Consider the following 16,619-nt stretch of genomic DNA (forward strand, 5'->3'; position numbering starts at 1 on the left):
TTTCTCTTATTCCGTAAAAAGACGTTCTGTAAGTGACTTTACCTCTTCCGGATTTGCACTCCAATAATACACTTTGGTTCGGACGAGCGGATCTAGAGCAGAGCTGTTATGGCCAGGAATCTGTTCATAAGCAAAATCCGCGGAATCCATTCCCTTGAATAGCCAAGCTAAGCTCATCAAATCACTGTCACTAAAACTCGTATCAATAATGTCTTTCTTTTCACGCAGTAGCAGTCCCGCTAGATCAGGAATATGCTCCGGACTTAATAGCTTTTTGGCTACAGCCCGAACGATATTGAATTGCTCCCGTTGGCGGCTAAAGTCACCCTCCGGAGTCGAGTAGCGCTCCCTTGCTAAATAAAGCGTGTGGGCACCATCCAGATGCTGCTCACCTTTCTTGATGGTGATCTCCGGAGTGATGGTCACATCCTGATCAATCAGCATATCGATCCCGCCGATCGAATCGATGAAATCACGAACACCGGAGAAGTTCGTCTTGATGTAGTAATGAATAGGAATATTCATAAAATCACTAACGGCTTGAATCAGTGTCAGCGTACCCTGCTGATTCCCACCCTTTGTTTCACCAACGATATGTGCATGATTGATCTTGGTATAACCGATGTTCTGCACATAAACCCGCGTGTCCCGCGGCACAGATACGATATTCGCCTTCCGTTGATCCGGCATCACATGGGCAACCATGATCGTATCTGCCCGCGAGCTTTCTCCGCCCCAAGTGTCTGTTCCAATTAGCACTACATTAAAGGATGAGCTTTTCTTGTCTGTTGGAGATGTCACCGCAGTTGGAGTCTGTGTAGACGTTGTAAGGGTAAGCTCATCCGTTTGCGCTTGTGGGGCTGGTGTGCTGAGCGATTGCACCATCGTTTCATTGTCCGTAACCACATTAGAGCTAGGGATCGTCAAAGGGTTAAGAATCGCCTTATTAAAACGATGCTCTGGATTCAATATCCCTCCAATCCAGATCCCCCCAACTACAACCACAACAAGAATAACAATCAGGCTGTATCGTCCCACCCGCCGCATGCGTGAACGTTTACCAGTAATTGCCTTGTCGCGCTTGCCCCATAATCTTGTCATCCATGAATGCTTAGTCGACTTCATAGGTCAGATTCCCGCATGAACTTCGGATTTAATGCGTTCAAGATCATGTGTGCCCACCTGCGGTTCTTCCTGAAAACCCGAATAGCTTGGAATTAGCTGCTTTAGCAGTTTTTTGATCTGATGACTGCTTGGCATCAGTTCATACCGTTTGCACAGGTTCTCCAGAACCCCCAACACCAAATTCAGTTCAGATCTGGAGACACTTTGCGGGCGGCTAATCATAATACGGTAGTTGTTAGTGACCAATAACCCTTCTTCTTCAGTCAAAAGCTCCTCAAACAATTTTTCTCCAGGACGAATGCCAGTGACCACAATGGGAATATCTTTGTCAGGCTCGAGACCCGACAAGCGGATTAAATCCCTCGCTAGATCGTATATACGAACTGGCTTACCCATATCCAGCACAAACACTTCTCCCCCTTGTGCCAGCACACTTGCTTGAATAACCAACTGTACCGCTTCGGGTATCGTCATGAAGTAACGCACCATATCCATATGTGTAACCGTCACCGGGCCGCCGTTTTCGATTTGTCTTTTGAATAACGGAATGACACTGCCCCGACTGCCCAGCACATTACCAAACCGTACAGCGGCAAAAACCGTCTTACTTAAGGAATTCTGATCATTAATGATCATTTCCGCAGCTCGTTTCGTGGCCCCCATAACACTGGTAGGATTAACCGCCTTATCCGATGAGATGAGGATGAACCGTTTAGCGCCATATTTAGCACTCGCTTCCGCTACATTCCTTGTGCCGATCACATTATTTTTAACTGCCTCTACTGGATTCATCTCCATAAGAGGAACATGCTTGTGAGCAGCGGCATGATACACAATGGAGGGGCGGAACTTTTGAAAAACGTTATCGATCCGCGATACATCCTGAATGTCCGCTATAATGGGATGAATGATCTGATCGGGATATAACTGCCGCAACTCTTGTTCAATAAGATAAATGCTATTTTCTCCATGCCCCAAAAGCAGCATTTCCTTCGGACGATACGCAGCCAATTGCCGGCATAATTCCGAACCAATTGAACCGCCTGCACCCGTGATGAGAATACACTCGCTTCCCAGATTCTCACGAATCTCTTCCGTATTAATTTCTACGGGACTTCTCCCCAACAAATCATTTACGGATACTTCACGGATCATGTTAATGGCCATTTTCCCGTCCAAAATATCGGTCATACTAGGCATTAACTTGATCTGAGCTTTGGTAGATTTGCAGATTTCGATGATCTCCAGTAATTCCTTTTGAGGAGCCGTAGGCAAAGCGATGATAATGAACGAAATGTCCAGCTCCTCGACTGCCTGGGGAATGAAGTTACGGTTACCGACTATCGGCAACCCCATAAGCTCCAGCTTGCGCTTTGAGATATCATCATCTATGAAGGCAACTGGGTTCATGAATTTAAATCTTGAATGCTTGATATCTTTGGTAACGAGGATGCCTGCTTTTCCCGCCCCAACAATTAGCAGATTGCCTTCGGATGAACCCTTTGTTCCCAGTGTTTCGAATCTATCGTTGATGAGGCGGTTAACTAAACGTAAGCCGGCAATGCCGAGAAATACGTAACCCGCTGCAAAATAAATCGAAATCGGCAATCGATAGGAAGGGACGAATACATGCGCAGATACATTGACAACGACCACTCCGCAGAGTGTTAAAGCACTCACTTTTAGCAGCTGCAATAACTCACCTATACCGGTGTATCGCCAAATATTGTTATACACCTTGAATCCAAATGAGAACGCTGCGTACACCATTATGTGAATGAGTATCGCCCACGGAAGCATCCACATGTACTGCTCAGGGATTTGAAAATCAAACCGAAGTAAAAACACAAGCCACACTGAAGCCGCTATAATTCCCGCATCCAACATGACTAAACGTACGATCCGCATTTTCATCACTTCTTTCTCCCTAATTAACTAATTATTCGTTTATTCGTTTGTTGTCGTATATGCGAGAATGAATTATCTATCTGCTGTCAGACCCGGTTGTAATTCAGACGGAAATGGCTTTATCCCTGGTTCTTTCAGCGCTTCTATATAAATCGAGTCCATTTCACGAAGCACCGCTGGCAATCCATAGCGAATAATCCTGTCCTTGTTCGCCTTACCCATTGCTGCGGTCAAAGCTGCGTCCGCTCGCAGTTGAACCAGTGCTTTTGCCGTAGCGGCAATATCATCCACTGGAACCAACATGCCCGTTGACTCATGCTCAATCAAATCGCGAATGCCCCGAATATGTGTGCCGATCACGGGTTTGCCTGCTGCCATCGCCTCCATAATCGCCCGGGGTAACCCCTCACGATAGGACACAAGTGCCGCAACATCACACGCTTGTAGTAAATCCGGTATATCTCTTCGGAACCCCAGAAAATGCACCTGATCCCTAACCTCTAACCGAGTAGCAAGTTCTATAAGGGTTTGCTCGAAAGGACCTGTACCTGCGAATGCTAGATGAATATCGCTTGCTTGATCACCCAAATGATGTAGTGCTTCGATCAACTGTTTTTGGTTTTTGTTAGCATTTAACTCAGCGACGCAGAGAACAACGAATGAAGGATTATCATTGTCACTCTTAGGTAAATCAAATAGCTGGTGACGACTTACCCCCTTCATTTTTGCAATTTCATCATCCCCCTCACCGCTACCGTATACCTGAAGATCAAGCCCGACTCCGCTCACATAAGTTACTCTTTTTCGCACAGGGAATTTCAGAGCACGCTCATAATCTTCACTATTAATGGTGATCAGTACATCCGTCCAACGTGCCATCAAATACTCCAACGGATAATAAAGCATCCAGTTCAGAAAAGGAGCACCTTTAAAAAAATGAAAACCATGAGCTGTATACAATACGCTAGGGACACCTGCTCTATGGGCTGCAATCCGTCCGAGAATCGAAGCCACTGGTGTATGTACATGGACGAACTGAAATTTTTCCGCTTGGAAGCTTTTCGTTAAGATCCGCAGAGCCGTCCAATTCTTCAACTGTAAAGGACTTCGTTGTATAGGTACGTCGTGACATACAATTCCCCGCTGTTCCAAGCGCTGTCTGGCTTCGCCCGGCTGAGCGTAAGCATGGACTTCACACCCTTTTTGCAGCAATAACACCATGTAAGGTAAATGAAAACTCTCGAAATGCCCATATATGGAGGCTACAAAAGCAACCTTTGCTTGTAAGCCACCCTCAGCTGGAATACTCCCGATGTCCTTACTTGAGCTTTTATTGAGGTTGCTCTGCTCGTTGTCGAAGCTTGCGCCCAGTTGACCGTTCAACGTGTTGGGTTCGATAGGGCATCTCTCCTTTCAGGTTTTTGTCTGTTAACCGGATGCAAGCTCCGTTCATCGCCATCATGAACCACCAATACCGCTGGAATAACGCCTCAATACCCATCGATAACCCAATCATCGCCGCATGGGACAACAGCAATGCCATAATAATTGGCCTATGAATGGGATCTGCTGCACGATAAGAACGGATACCCACAATGAAGAACCAAATCATAAATCCTCCATATACAATCAAGCCCAATAAGCCGAATTCAGTCAAAAACCATATTGGCGTGTTGTGGATAATAATGCGCAGTTCGTAATTATAGGAACCAAGCCCAATGCCTAATAATGGACTTTGTGCGATCCAATCCACCGCTTTGTCAATGATGTCAAGACGCGACTGGATCTGGGAAGGTCTGCTGGACATAGACTCCAGCACATTTAGATAAGCGGTGCCTTTATACAGCAGCAGAGCTATAAAAGCCACACCAAACCCCATTCCGATCTTGAGCAGTCTGGAAGGTTTGGTAATCAAAAGTGTAAGTAATACAAGGAAGAGACCAATCCATGACGAGCGCGAGAAAGTCATCATAATGCCCCCGGCTAAGCTTATCGTCGCTAGTATGCTGACCCATCCCCGCAGCAGCTTTATCTTCTCCCCACTCGTCATGATATGAATGGCAAAAGCCGTCACCAGCAATCCCCCGTATGCATTGGGATCAATTAACATGCCGGACAACCGCCCGTCTTGCACCATAAACGGAACCTTTACTCCGCTGAAAAAAGCGAATAGGGCAACACCATTTAAGAGCAGCACACTGATCAGGAAAAATCGGAGCATCTTATATAACCGTTCCCAGCTATCTACGGCTTGCACAAGCATGATGTAGGTCAACAATAGGAGTATGAATCCAATATCTTTTTGCAGTAAGGCGTATTGGGTTATGAAGCCGTTGCGCCAAATGGATACAAAGGAAGCTAGAACAAAAATGAACAACATGCCCCAATGCCATGAACTGAATATCCTCCGGTCCAATTTGAGATGGAATCCAGCGGCAAACAAACCTAACATTAAGAAGAGATCCGACGGGGCGATACGGAAGGCTCCACCAAAATCAAACTGTGCCGGAAGGCATATGATATACCCCATGACCGCAAACAGAAATAAATTATGCATGGTGTAGGGCTTCCCTACAACAGATACAGATGTCATACAAGTTCCTACTTTCCTACTTTCCTACTTTCCTACTTTCCTATAAAACAAAGAACTTATGCTGCCGCTTCCGACTGTTCCCGATTTCTTACCTTTCCGATGACACGATACAGCACAACTACACTGCCAATCATCTGTACAAATAACGACGAACTAGCTCCCATCGCAGCACCTACTACCCCGTAATGAGGTACGAAGATCAGACAACATAAGCCATTAGTGAATGCTGTGCACAGAAACAATGGAATCTGGGCTTTGTACCTTCCGGTAGCCGTTATGGCGTACCACAGGTAGGATGAAATAAATACCAGCATGGTGGACGCCAGCAGCCAATGAAACAACCCTAACTCTCCTGCCACGTCTGAACTGAATAATAAGGTTAACAGCTTGTGTCCAAACAACCACCCTATCAAACAAGCGACCGAACTAAAACCCAAACCCATCGCTATCATTCGGCTGAGTAAAGTGACAAACTCCTTGTGTCTCCCGGCTGAATGCCACCTGGCAAGACGTGGTGTTATGGCTTCACCAAGTGCGGTGACGACAACATTACAGGCAACAATCATATATGAGAGTGAAGCATAAATACCTAAGTCATGCTCCCCTTTAAAATAGGAAATCGCGTATAATGGGATATTCGTATTTAACGACATCAACGCCAACACCACGCCTAGCGGTGAACTGACGATCAGTAAACTCCATAGGCTTCTTTTGTTGAAGAGTGGCCTGAGAGAAGTGTATATTCTCGCTTTACGAGCATCATATCCAATCGTTATCGCTAACCATCCGATAATCATGACTAACAAGGCAAGAATAAGGCTCTGTGTAGGGATAAATACGAGGATGAAGATTAGAATGGAGAATAACCCTTTTGCCATTCTGGAGATTGAGATTTGATCTAATCTCTCCTCCTTTTGAACGATGCCTAATAAAATATCACTGATTGATTCAACGATTCTATACAGACCGATGAAGAAAATAACCAATGCTGTATTCCAATCCAAACCACTCATTATGCAAAAACCTGCGGTAATCGTAAACGCAAGGGCGGTTGTTATCAGCCGTAAGCCCAGAAAGTCTCCAAAACTGTATTTCCCCGATGAATCAACGATTAATACGGAACGAAGATGTAGATGCGACAGCATAAAGATCGGAGCAGTAACTGCAAGCCCTAGCGAATATTGCCCCACGATTGCCGATGACCCGAATTTATTCAGCAGGATCACAATCACAAACTGAGCACCAGCGTAAGTGATATTCCCGAGCAAATAACGAAGAGAAGCAAATGACATAGACGTCAGACCATTCCTGAAGAAGAGGCCCACTCGGCAAAATCTTCACCACGAATCTTGGAACGCCTGCTCTTTTTCCGATAATTCAATACGGCTCCCAGTAAATGTGCTCCCTGCTGCTCTAACAAGTGCTTGGCAGAACTCGTGTGCTTTAAGAGCACTTTTCCGGATTTCACAACTAGCAATACCCCCTCAGTCATCGTTGCCAAAATAAGGGCATCCGAAAATGGCATTAATACAGAAGATGAGTCGATGACAATCGTATCAAAACGCACGCTCAGCTCTGCAAACAATCGCTTCATTCCTTCAGAGCCTAGTAATTCAGCGGGATTTGGTGAAATCGGACCAGAGGTCAATACAGACAAACCTTCTGCTTCCTCAATAGAAATAATGCAATCCTCTAAGCGGGTATGATCCACTAAGATACTGCTAAGCCCGATCCAATTAGGCAGATCAAATGCCTTATGCACCGTTGGCGTACGTAGATCCCCATCAATGAGTAGAACTGTCTTACCAGCTTCCGCCATGGCAATCGCCAGGTTTATCGCTACCGTTGATTTCCCTTCATCCGGAAGCGAGCTTGTGACTAATAAAGAGCGGATCTCTCCACCAACGCGGGTATAACGAATATTGGAGCGTATGCTTCGGAATTGATCTCCGTTAGATGACTTCGGTTGTTCCAGGCAATATAATTTTGGCGTCTTCTTCTTCATAACTTGTGGCTCCTTCTGCTGATTTGGTTTTCGCTTTATTCCGCCGTTTACGTGGCTTCAATTTGCCCACGGTTCCCAGAAGCGGAAGCTGCAAATCAAGCTGAATATCTTTGGCACTTCTCACGGGTTTCTCCATCATTTCCCGGAGGATAGAGATTGCGATCCCGGTAATCAGCGCCAATCCGAAGGCAATAGCCATATTGAAGACCGGCTTAGGTGAGACAGGATCAGAAGGAACCTTGGCACGGTCGAGAAATACAACATTCTCAACCCCCATAATCGATTGGATATTTGCATTAAAGGCTTCTCCGAAGCCATTCGCGATATCTGTTGCCCGTTGAGCTTTTGAATCAGTCACAATTACCGTTGTTACGAGTGATTCACTGTTGGTTCTTGTCTTCACATTTTTGAGCAACTCTTCCGCTGTCATTTTTAGCTGCAGCGTTCTGACAACCTCTTCCGCTATCCTGCTGCTTCGAATGATCTCCCCGTAAGTGGTTACCAGCTTTTGTCCGGCCATAATGTCATTAATTGCTTTCTGCTGCCTGTCCCCTTGAATAAGTATAGAAGCTGTCGCCTCGTATTTCGGCTGTAAAACATAATAGCTAACACTACCAGCGAGCCCGACTGCAGCGATACATAATACAATAATGAACAGCAGCCTACGTTTTACTAGTTTCAAAATGCTGCCCAGTTCGAATTCCATCGATCATTTCTCCTAACTAGTTAATGTATTGTCGCCTCTTTAACAAGATTATTGTTGTATATTCATATTCTCTTTCTCTCAACATATGTCCAAGTCCGTACTTAAAATTTAAATGTCAAAATATTAAAGGGCTCATTTAGCTCACCTGTTAAAATCCAACAAAAAAAGGCATTCTTCCAGTAAAATCAACTGGTAGAATACCTTACATATAATCTATCTAGTTCAGGAATGTACAAGTGCAGTTAACACCATCAGGAGATATCTTTACGTTTCAGAACATGATGAACATTGCTTAACATGCCGGATAGAACTCCAGCAATTGGGAATACTGCCCAATTGACGTCCCAGCGCCCATAGACAAAACCCGTGAACAGAAAAATCGCCGTCGCCAAAGGCCATAATACAGCCCCAACAACTCCAACAAATCGGTTCTCTTCCTGCTTCTCTGCAGTGATATTCGGCTCCTCCAGCAACTTCGTATAAGTACCCTGGATATTCCCGTAATAGATGAACAAAAACACCGCCACAGCTGCAATAAACAGAAAAGCAGCGACTCCATAGGGAGCATAGTCATCGTTGACATAGCTAGTGGTAAAGATAAAAGCCGGCGACAGCACGCATAGGCAGACTCCTGTAATCAGAGAAAGACGGTAAGTCGGAGCATAAAGACTTTGGCTGCGTTGAAGCGCCATTTTTAGAGCATAAGGCAGCTGAAAGCCTTGCTCCAGACTCTTAAAGCGATCCAGCTTCATTCCGCTGTGTATAAACATCCCGACCGCGATAGCGACCAGCACGAACATTCCGACCAGCCCCAGCATCGAACCTTTATCACTCATAACAGCCTTATTTTCAAATATTGTATCCAGGGTGATCAAAAACGCCACTCCGCATGCGCAGAGAAAAACGCCGATCCCCGTCCATAATCCAGCGCTTCGTCTGGCCGCCGCATAAGCGTAAACCTCTTCTTCCGTCAGCACCGGAATAGCCTGTTCTGGCGCAACTGGATCGATGCCAAGCTCCGCTGTCAGCTCTTCAATATTGCCGAATTCCGATATGACGATACCAATCGCCTCATTCTCCGACTTGCCAGCAAGCTTCAGCTCCAGGTACTTCTCCTCCATCCCTGATAGCAGCTCTTGCTTCAGATGTTCCAGTTCCGGAGTCTTTGGCAGACCCGCAAACATATTATCCAGATATACTATGATCGTCTCCATGCTCTATCACCACTCCTTGATAAATTGGTTTACAACTTGCTGTGTAACCTTCCATTCCTCACATTTTTCTCGGTAATAGGCGAGACCCAAAGGGGTAATCCGGTAATACGTACGCCGCTTGCCAAGACTCTCATCCAGATAAAAGGATTCTATATATCCGTTTTTCTCCAGTCGGGTGAAGGCAGAATATAACGTTGTCTCCTTCATGACATATTTCTCCTGCGTTAACTGCCTGATATTTTTGGAAATCTCGTACCCGTAAGATTCCCCGTCCAGCAGCATGTATAGGATCATCGTATCATTGTAGCCGCGTATAACATCACTGCTGATCAAAAATATCCCCCCATGATTACTTCATCTGTCGTAGTAGTTGCAGTATAACATAATTACTACGACAGATGAAGTAGTTAATGGAAAAATAGGCCAACATAATTTGAGGACCGAACCTTCCTTGATTAAATCACAATTGCTGTCTGCGCATGAGGTAGCTTCCAATATGAGGTTAGGTATACGAAGGTGCAGGCCAGTAGTGTTTGCGGGGACGATGGTGTTTACTAGTAGGCTGTTTGCGAGGGCGGGGTGTTTACCAATTGGTTGTTTGCAGGACGATGGTGTTTACTAGTAGGCTGTGTGCATAGACGGTGACGTTTACCTACTCTTACATTGGCGGACGAGCTACTATCGGACTCAGTTGACCTTATTCGCAGAAATTCCCCATTTTGCTGATCCTATCGGACCCCAATGCACCTATTGGCGCACAAAACATCATATTTAGGGCACTTTCTAGGGAATAGCTGCACTGGAGTCCGAAACTGCGCTGGAACTGCGAAAAACATACTAATAACGCCATTGGGGTCCGTTAGCCTTCCTTGCCCCATTATCTATTGAAGCAACAAACCAACGCTGGTTTGTTGTCCTTTTTATTGAACCTTAATACAATAAGGTTGACTGCAAGAACATAGGTGTTTACTTCCCCTTACTTTGCCGGACGAGCTACTATCGGACTCAGTTGACCTTATTCGCAGAAATTCCCCATTTTGCTGATCCTATCGGACTCCAATGCACCTATTGGCGCACAAAACATCATATTTAGGGCCCTTTCTAGGGAATAGCTGCACTGGAGTCCGAAACTACGCTAGAACTGCGAAAAACATACTAATAGTGTCATTGGGGTCCGTTAGCCTTACTTGCCCCATTATCTATTGAAGCAACAAACCAACGCTGGTTTGTTTTCCTTTTTATTGAACCTTAATACAAAAAGGTTGACTGCAAGAACATAGGTGTTTACTTCCCCTTACTTTGCCGGACGAGCTACTATCGGACTCAGTTGACCTTATTCGCAGAAATTCCCCATTTTGCTGATCCTATCGGACTCCAATGCACCTATTGGCGCACAAAACATCATATTTAGGGCACTTTCTAGGGAATAGCTGCACTGGAGTCCGAAACTGCGCTGGAACTGCGAAAAACATACTAATAGTGTCATTGGGGTCCGTTAGCCTTCCTTGCCCCATTATCTATTGAAGCAACAAACCAACGCTGGTTTGTTTTCCTTTTTATTGAACCTTAATACAATAAGGCTGACTGCAAGAACATAGGTGTTTACTTCCCCTTACTTTGCCGGACGAGCTACTATCGGACTCAGTTGACCTTATTCGCAGAAATTCCCCATTTTGCTGATCCTATCGGACCCCAATGCACCTATTGGCGCACAAAACATCATATTTAGGGCCCTTTCTAGGGAATAGCTGCACTGGAGTCCGAAACTACGCTAGAACTGCGAAAAACATACTAATAGTGTCATTGGGGTCCGTTAGCCTTGCTTGCCCCATTATCTATTGAAGCAACAAACCAACGCTGGTTTGTTTTCCTTTTTATTGAACCTTAATACATTAGTTAGTTAATTACCCTGGACGAGATACTATCGGACTCAGTTGACCTTATTCGCAGAAATTCCCCATTTTGCTGATCCTATCGGACTCCAATGCACCTATTGGCGCACAAAACATCATATTTAGGGTACTTTCTAGGGAATAGCTGCACTGGAGTCCGAAACTACGCTAGAACTGCGAAAAACATGCTAATAACATCATCTGGGTCCGTACCACAGTGGATGATTATGAGTCGGCGGTGTGATTGAGATTTAGATGTCGATTGTTGATATTGATGTTGGTGATATTGACGATGTTGATAGTGATGTTGGATGATGTTGATGTTGATGATGTTGGTGATGTTGGTGATGTTGGTGATGTTGGTGATGTTGGTGATGTTGGTGTAAATTCAAGCGAACGGAGTCAAAATCAGCTAGTTAAAACACAAAACCGCGGTTCTCCCATATTGGGGAGAACCGCGGTTTTGTTGTTTTTTTATAATCAATAAAATAGTTAATCATTGCTAATGAATACACCAACTTGAATACGTTGACCTATTAATGTCGTGTACGGAGCATGCGTCCAACAAAATAAAGCATTTGTTTACGTGTGAAAAAACGTGACATTTGAGCAGAAATATAGTTTGTAAATCCTGGGACAACAAATACTTTTTTAGCCTGAAGCGACCGAAGAGCCACTTGAACGACATTTTCTGGCGTGTCTCGTTTCCCTACCGAAGCCTCATCGGCTCCCACGACATTAAAAAATTCTGTTTCCGTAGACCCCGGACATAACGCAAGAAATTGTACGCCCCGTTTCCGATTTTCCTCCCATAGCGCTTGAGTAAATGATAATACAAAAGCTTTTGTCGCTCCATATACAGCCATATTAGGGAGAGGTTGAAATGCAGCTGTTGATGCAACGTTTATGATCACTCCACTTTTTCTATTTAACATCTCTGGCAAAAACAAATGGGTCAGATCTACAACCGCCAAAACATTTAGCATCACTTCTTCATGTTGTCTCGAACCAGATAGTTGTTCAAAAAGCCCATGCGTAGCAAAACCTGCATTATTAATAAGAATATCAACGTTCAAGCCACGTTCTACACATTGTTGATAGAGCCTTTCAGGGGAACCTTCTTGAGATAAATCAGCAACCAGAACCTCCGCTTGAATTTGAAATTCTCGTTTTAATTTTTCCGCTAAAGCAATCAGTTTATCTTCAGAACGGGCGACTAAAATTAAGTGACTTCCTTTGGCTGCAAGTTCTCGAGCAAACGCTTCACCTATACCCGAAGAAGCTCCGGTAATCAACGTCCATTTATTTTGAATTGTAATCATTGTTATCCTCTCTCCCTTTAACGACCATTTAGAAACAGTGTTTCAATAAGAATCATTGTATCCAAGTGAAGTTGCGTTGTCAAATAAAGTTCTACACATTTAATTATTGGCTATTTCTCTTCTACATCAGTAAAATAAGGTTTAGAAATAACGGCTATCTAAAAAAAGCTAAAGTAAAGTTCTAAGGAAGTGAAACTACATGCAAAAATCGTCCAAAATATCTTCTATAGATGCACAATCTGTTACAACCTACCCAAAAGCAAAACAACAGCATGCGGAAACATTAAGACTCAACATTATCGAAGCCGCTGCGGCCATTATGCATGAATCTGGACCCGAAGGTGTAACCATCCGTAAGGTTGCTGAAAAAATGGAATGTCCCACAAAAATCATTTATAACTTGTTTGGAAACAAGGAAGGTTTAGCGAAGGAGCTTTTTCTGCAAGGGTGTAAATTGTTGGCTGCTGCCTTTCAAGCGGTTCCAAAACAAGACAATCTAAATTTATATCTTCGCGAGCTTGGACAAGCTTATTGGGATTTCTCACGGAATCATACTAGCTATTATATGGTTATGTTCGGAGGAGCCTTTAGCGAATTCAAACCGGAGGAGGAAAGCTTACATGCTATCTTTACGGCACTACAACAAGTGATAGCCCTTATTACAGAAGCCATCGAACAAGGATTTATTAACGAAAAAGACCCTCTGCTTGTTGTGAACCTGGTGTGGGCGTCATTGCATGGCGTCATTCATCTGCATTTAGGGGGACATATTCAAAATGAGGAAACAGCTAAAATATTATATGATAGATCGGTCTCCAATTTAATTCATACCTTCTTTAAAAAAGATAATTAATTCTAAAAAGGCCTCTTTGCAAGTCCCTACTCAATAAATTCAAGCCGTAATCTTGGGATATCCTTAGATCACGGCTTTTTTAACATGCTAAAAAAACACAAAAAAAAACGGCATTTCTGCCGCTTCTTCATCTCTCTAATTATGTCCGGCGCATATATGCACGCACAGTGATAGGTGCAAAAACCGCAACAATCACAGCAGCTCCGATAAGTGAGATAGCGAAATCCCAGCCTACGGTTCCAGAGTTAGCAAGCTCACGGACAGCTGACACAAGATGCGAGATTGGATTGACTTTGACAAACCATTGCAGCCAGTTAGGCATCGTATCTACAGGCACGAAGGCGTTGGATAGAAACGTGAGTGGGAACAACACAATCATTGATATCCCCTGTACGCTGGAAGCGGTTCGGGCAATCACACCAAAGAAAGCGAAAATCCAGCTAATCGACCAGGAGCAGACAATAACCAAAAGCGCAGCAATTGCGACATGCTCCAGACCGCCATCAGGTCGGTAACCCATAATATAGCCCATGACAAAAGTAAGCACAGTAGCGATCGTATATCGAATCGTATCTGCCAACAAAGCTCCGGCTAGTGGGGCTATTCGGGCAATCGGCAATGACTTAAAGCGGTCAAACACCCCTTTATCCATGTCTTCCCGCAGTTGGACACCAGTGACGATGGAGGTCGTGATTACAGTCTGCACTAGAATACCAGGAATAATAACGGGCAAATAGCTCACTACATCTCCTGATATGGCTCCACCAAAAATATAAGTAAACATTAGTGTGAAAATAATTGGCTGCAGCGTTACGTCGAACAATTGCTCGGGTGTGCGACGGATTTTCAATATCCCGCGATAAGCCATCGTTAACGAGTTACGAACAGATTGTTTGAAGCTCGTATGGTTTTTCAATTGTCGGGTCGCACCTGGACTAATAGTAGAAGTTCTCATACTCATGCTCTTGCTGCCTCCTTATTCATTGATTCTTGTGATGCTTGGGATGCCTCATCCGTAGCTCCATGGCCAGTGATCGTCAAAAACACTTCATCAAGCGTCGGTTTCTGCACACTCATCTCTGCGAGTGGAATCCCCGCTTCGCGGAGTGCAATAAGCAAATCAGTGACTAAATCAGCGTTCGCCATCGGTGCAGTAATTTTTCCAGCCTCATTCGGCACAATAGACTGGATATGCAGCACATGTTCCACAATCCGGCGCGCTTGAGCGATATCTTTAAGATTTTGGACTTTTAAGTGCAGCGAGGTGGTGCCCACTGAAGCTTTTAGCTCATCCACGGTGCCTTCTGCAACGACATGGCCATGATCAATAACTGCAATACGATCTGCCAGCTGATCGGCTTCTTCAAGATACTGTGTAGTTAACAGCACTGTTGATCCTGTGTTCACCAACCGACGAATGGTATCCCACATTTGCGAACGTGTCCGTGGGTCCAGACCTGTTGTTGGTTCATCCAAAAAGATAAGCGGAGGCTGGGCAATCAGACTCGCTGCAAGATCCAGACGTCGGCGCATACCACCAGAGAAATTTCGAAGCGGCCGTTTCGCCGCCTCCGTCAAACCAAACTCTTCTAACAACTCCGCTGCCTTTTGCCGCGCCTCTGCCCGCCCTAACCCTAAAAGACGTGAAAAGATAATCAGATTCTCTGTAGCACTAAGTGACTCATCTACAGAAGCATATTGTCCCGTAACCCCTATCAATTGCCGAACAATCTGCGACTCCTTTACCACATCATGCCCGAAGATTCGCGCCGCCCCCGCATCCGGACGAAGTAACGTAGCCAGCATCCGAATTACCGTCGTCTTTCCTGCCCCATTGGGACCAAGAACGCCGTAAATCGTGCCTGCCTTAACGTTTAAATTTACTCCATCAACTGCGCGATTGTCACCAAACGTTTTGACAAGCCCACGCGCTTCGACGGCCCAATCTCCAGGGTTGGGCTCAATTATTTTTTTGCGTTCATTTACCATTACAATTCCTCCAACGTTTTAGTTTGTATTGTGATGGTAACTCCCTTTTATAAACTGAATTTAAACAACACAAAAAACCGGGGAGCGCGATCTCACGCCTCCCGGTTTATTACTTCTCCTCTGAGTCAGCCTCAACATATTCTTTAAGCGCAAATAATTTATTAGCCCAGTAACCTTCAAAAAAGGCAAGCCAATCTTGCAGCTCCAGCAAAGGTTCTGGCTGAAGCTTATACCGGGTCTCCCGTCCGACTTTCTGACTGCTAACAAGCTGCGCATCGGACAATACCTGTAAATGCTTATTAACAGCGGTTCGGCTGATCGGGTAGCAATCCGTAATAGATGCTATAGACATTTCCTTATTAGCGAGCAGCTTTAGCAGACTGCGGCGGGTAGGATCTGCTATCGCTTGAAATACATCATGTCCTGCTTCTGCAACCGGCATATTAAGCCTCGATATAAGCAGGAAGTTTTTCTTGGACGATTTTTTCCCAGCCGCTGTTCATAAAGCCGCGTACGATTGGATGTGGTTGGCCAAATTCAGTAATTTTTTCAGGGTCCCATCCAGAATGAATCAAGGTAAATTCAGTTTTCCCTTCGATTTCTTTCAGTTCAAAAGCAAGATGCCAATCCTTCCCCCAATTAAAACCAACACGATTCGGAGGATCAACTTCGGTTACTTTACAAGGAGAATCTCCGAATTGTCCAGCATGCAGGATGAATTCATGCCCAACAACAGGCTCAAATGTACTAGGCATCCACCAGGCTGCCATTCCTTCTGCCGTGGCAACAGCTTTCCAAACCTTTTCTATTGGCGCATTTAGTAAAATCGTTTGACGAATTTCTTGTAAGGGTTCTTGAGTTTGCATAATAAATAGCCTCCAGCATTCATTTAATATAACACCTTTTGGGTTCGCTTTTCATTATAACACCTTTAGGTGTTATGTCAATTTACAGATTCCCCTAATTCTCCGTTCGTTATTCAACGTCTCAATCCCTCAATAATATCCTTTAA

The 16,619-nt window shown here is 44.6% G+C and carries 16 protein-coding genes; 2 read left to right on the plus strand and 14 right to left on the minus strand.

What is annotated here, in order from left to right; all coding sequences use genetic code 11:
- Window positions 1-6: 6 nt before the first annotated feature.
- The 9 genes from MKY54_RS18280 to MKY54_RS18320 form a co-directional block, all read right to left on the minus strand.
- Window positions 7-1,125 (minus strand): LCP family protein, encoded by a 1,119-nt coding sequence (locus tag MKY54_RS18280; protein ID WP_339187455.1) that lies wholly within the window; start codon window positions 1,123-1,125, stop codon window positions 7-9.
- 3 nt (window positions 1,126-1,128) lie between these two features.
- Window positions 1,129-3,039: a nucleoside-diphosphate sugar epimerase/dehydratase gene (locus MKY54_RS18285; RefSeq protein WP_076129747.1), complete on the minus strand. Its 1,911-nt coding sequence runs from the start codon at window positions 3,037-3,039 to the stop codon at window positions 1,129-1,131.
- Window positions 3,040-3,105: 66 nt separating this feature from the next.
- Window positions 3,106-4,416: a glycosyltransferase family 4 protein gene (locus MKY54_RS18290; RefSeq protein ID WP_339187459.1), complete on the minus strand. Its 1,311-nt coding sequence runs from the start codon at window positions 4,414-4,416 to the stop codon at window positions 3,106-3,108.
- Complete coding sequence (locus MKY54_RS18295; protein WP_076194873.1) at window positions 4,364-5,590, minus strand: O-antigen ligase family protein; 1,227 nt, start codon at window positions 5,588-5,590, stop codon at window positions 4,364-4,366. Before MKY54_RS18295 ends, MKY54_RS18290 begins: the two co-directional genes overlap by 53 nt.
- A gap of 92 nt (window positions 5,591-5,682) precedes the next feature.
- Entirely contained in the window at window positions 5,683-6,918 is a 1,236-nt protein-coding gene (locus MKY54_RS18300) for an oligosaccharide flippase family protein (RefSeq protein ID WP_076194869.1), read from the minus strand.
- Window positions 6,919-6,923: 5 nt separating this feature from the next.
- On the minus strand, window positions 6,924-7,631 hold the full coding sequence (locus MKY54_RS18305) for a CpsD/CapB family tyrosine-protein kinase (RefSeq protein ID WP_076277771.1): 708 nt from the start codon (window positions 7,629-7,631) through the stop codon (window positions 6,924-6,926).
- A complete protein-coding gene (locus MKY54_RS18310; protein WP_339187464.1) occupies window positions 7,579-8,337 on the minus strand; it encodes a Wzz/FepE/Etk N-terminal domain-containing protein in 759 nt (252 codons plus the stop codon). The genes MKY54_RS18305 and MKY54_RS18310 overlap by 53 nt, the downstream gene beginning before the upstream one ends.
- 251 nt (window positions 8,338-8,588) lie before the next feature.
- On the minus strand, window positions 8,589-9,551 hold the full coding sequence (locus MKY54_RS18315; protein ID WP_076129752.1) for a permease prefix domain 1-containing protein: 963 nt from the start codon (window positions 9,549-9,551) through the stop codon (window positions 8,589-8,591).
- Between the two features lie 6 nt (window positions 9,552-9,557).
- The gene (locus MKY54_RS18320; RefSeq protein WP_076129753.1) at window positions 9,558-9,884 is read right to left on the minus strand and encodes a PadR family transcriptional regulator; all 327 of its coding nucleotides are present in this window, start codon (window positions 9,882-9,884) and stop codon (window positions 9,558-9,560) included.
- Between the two features lie 1,851 nt (window positions 9,885-11,735).
- On the opposite strand from MKY54_RS18320, the gene MKY54_RS18325 reads away from it, so the two are divergent.
- On the plus strand, window positions 11,736-11,930 hold the full coding sequence (locus MKY54_RS18325) for a hypothetical protein (protein WP_339187467.1): 195 nt from the start codon (window positions 11,736-11,738) through the stop codon (window positions 11,928-11,930).
- Window positions 11,931-11,979: 49 nt separating this feature from the next.
- Here the strand turns inward: MKY54_RS18325 and MKY54_RS18330 are convergent, their stop codons facing one another.
- Window positions 11,980-12,765 (minus strand): SDR family oxidoreductase, encoded by a 786-nt coding sequence (locus MKY54_RS18330; RefSeq protein WP_076182433.1) that lies wholly within the window; start codon window positions 12,763-12,765, stop codon window positions 11,980-11,982.
- Between the two features lie 199 nt (window positions 12,766-12,964).
- Here MKY54_RS18330 and MKY54_RS18335 point away from each other — a divergent pair, with 199 nt between their 5' ends.
- Window positions 12,965-13,618 carry a TetR/AcrR family transcriptional regulator gene (locus MKY54_RS18335; protein WP_076182436.1) on the plus strand — a complete coding sequence of 218 codons (654 nt, stop codon included), beginning with the start codon at window positions 12,965-12,967 and terminating at the stop codon, window positions 13,616-13,618.
- 139 nt (window positions 13,619-13,757) lie between these two features.
- Here MKY54_RS18335 and MKY54_RS18340 read toward each other — a convergent pair whose 3' ends face one another.
- The 4 genes from MKY54_RS18340 to MKY54_RS18355 form a co-directional block, all read right to left on the minus strand.
- Window positions 13,758-14,573, minus strand: coding sequence for an ABC transporter permease (locus tag MKY54_RS18340; protein ID WP_076129863.1), 816 nt, complete (start codon window positions 14,571-14,573; stop codon window positions 13,758-13,760).
- A 2-nt stretch (window positions 14,574-14,575) separates the two neighbouring features.
- Window positions 14,576-15,607, minus strand: a complete 1,032-nt coding sequence (locus MKY54_RS18345; protein WP_339187472.1) for an ATP-binding cassette domain-containing protein — start codon at window positions 15,605-15,607, stop codon at window positions 14,576-14,578.
- Between the two features lie 109 nt (window positions 15,608-15,716).
- Window positions 15,717-16,049, minus strand: a complete 333-nt coding sequence (locus MKY54_RS18350) for a metalloregulator ArsR/SmtB family transcription factor (RefSeq protein ID WP_036688259.1) — start codon at window positions 16,047-16,049, stop codon at window positions 15,717-15,719.
- Window position 16,050: 1 nt separating this feature from the next.
- On the minus strand, window positions 16,051-16,473 hold the full coding sequence (locus MKY54_RS18355) for an SRPBCC domain-containing protein (protein ID WP_339187474.1): 423 nt from the start codon (window positions 16,471-16,473) through the stop codon (window positions 16,051-16,053).
- Window positions 16,474-16,619 lie beyond the last annotated feature (146 nt).

Source organism: Paenibacillus sp. FSL P2-0121 (assembly GCF_037975345.1).
In the GTDB taxonomy this organism is placed as follows: Bacteria; Bacillota; Bacilli; order Paenibacillales; family Paenibacillaceae; genus Paenibacillus_AQ; species Paenibacillus_AQ odorifer.

What these genes read in the sequence shown, in the direction of transcription:
- MKY54_RS18330 (WP_076182433.1), bottom strand. Translation starts at nt 12,765, where the DNA reads ATGATTACAATTCAAAATAAATGGACGTTGATTACCGGAGCTTCTTCG.
- MKY54_RS18285 (WP_076129747.1), bottom strand. Translation starts at nt 3,039, where the DNA reads ATGAAAATGCGGATCGTACGTTTAGTCATGTTGGATGCGGGAATTATA.
- MKY54_RS18315 (WP_076129752.1), bottom strand. Translation starts at nt 9,551, where the DNA reads ATGGAGACGATCATAGTATATCTGGATAATATGTTTGCGGGTCTGCCA.
- MKY54_RS18300 (WP_076194869.1), bottom strand. Translation starts at nt 6,918, where the DNA reads ATGTCATTTGCTTCTCTTCGTTATTTGCTCGGGAATATCACTTACGCT.
- MKY54_RS18295 (WP_076194873.1), bottom strand. Translation starts at nt 5,590, where the DNA reads ATGCATAATTTATTTCTGTTTGCGGTCATGGGGTATATCATATGCCTT.
- MKY54_RS18310 (WP_339187464.1), bottom strand. Translation starts at nt 8,337, where the DNA reads ATGGAATTCGAACTGGGCAGCATTTTGAAACTAGTAAAACGTAGGCTG.
- MKY54_RS18340 (WP_076129863.1), bottom strand. Translation starts at nt 14,573, where the DNA reads ATGAGAACTTCTACTATTAGTCCAGGTGCGACCCGACAATTGAAAAAC.
- MKY54_RS18280 (WP_339187455.1), bottom strand. Translation starts at nt 1,125, where the DNA reads ATGAAGTCGACTAAGCATTCATGGATGACAAGATTATGGGGCAAGCGC.
- MKY54_RS18350 (WP_036688259.1), bottom strand. Translation starts at nt 16,049, where the DNA reads ATGCCGGTTGCAGAAGCAGGACATGATGTATTTCAAGCGATAGCAGAT.
- MKY54_RS18305 (WP_076277771.1), bottom strand. Translation starts at nt 7,631, where the DNA reads ATGAAGAAGAAGACGCCAAAATTATATTGCCTGGAACAACCGAAGTCA.
- MKY54_RS18325 (WP_339187467.1), top strand. Translation starts at nt 11,736, where the DNA reads ATGTTGATAGTGATGTTGGATGATGTTGATGTTGATGATGTTGGTGAT.
- MKY54_RS18335 (WP_076182436.1), top strand. Translation starts at nt 12,965, where the DNA reads ATGCAAAAATCGTCCAAAATATCTTCTATAGATGCACAATCTGTTACA.
- MKY54_RS18345 (WP_339187472.1), bottom strand. Translation starts at nt 15,607, where the DNA reads ATGGTAAATGAACGCAAAAAAATAATTGAGCCCAACCCTGGAGATTGG.
- MKY54_RS18355 (WP_339187474.1), bottom strand. Translation starts at nt 16,473, where the DNA reads ATGCAAACTCAAGAACCCTTACAAGAAATTCGTCAAACGATTTTACTA.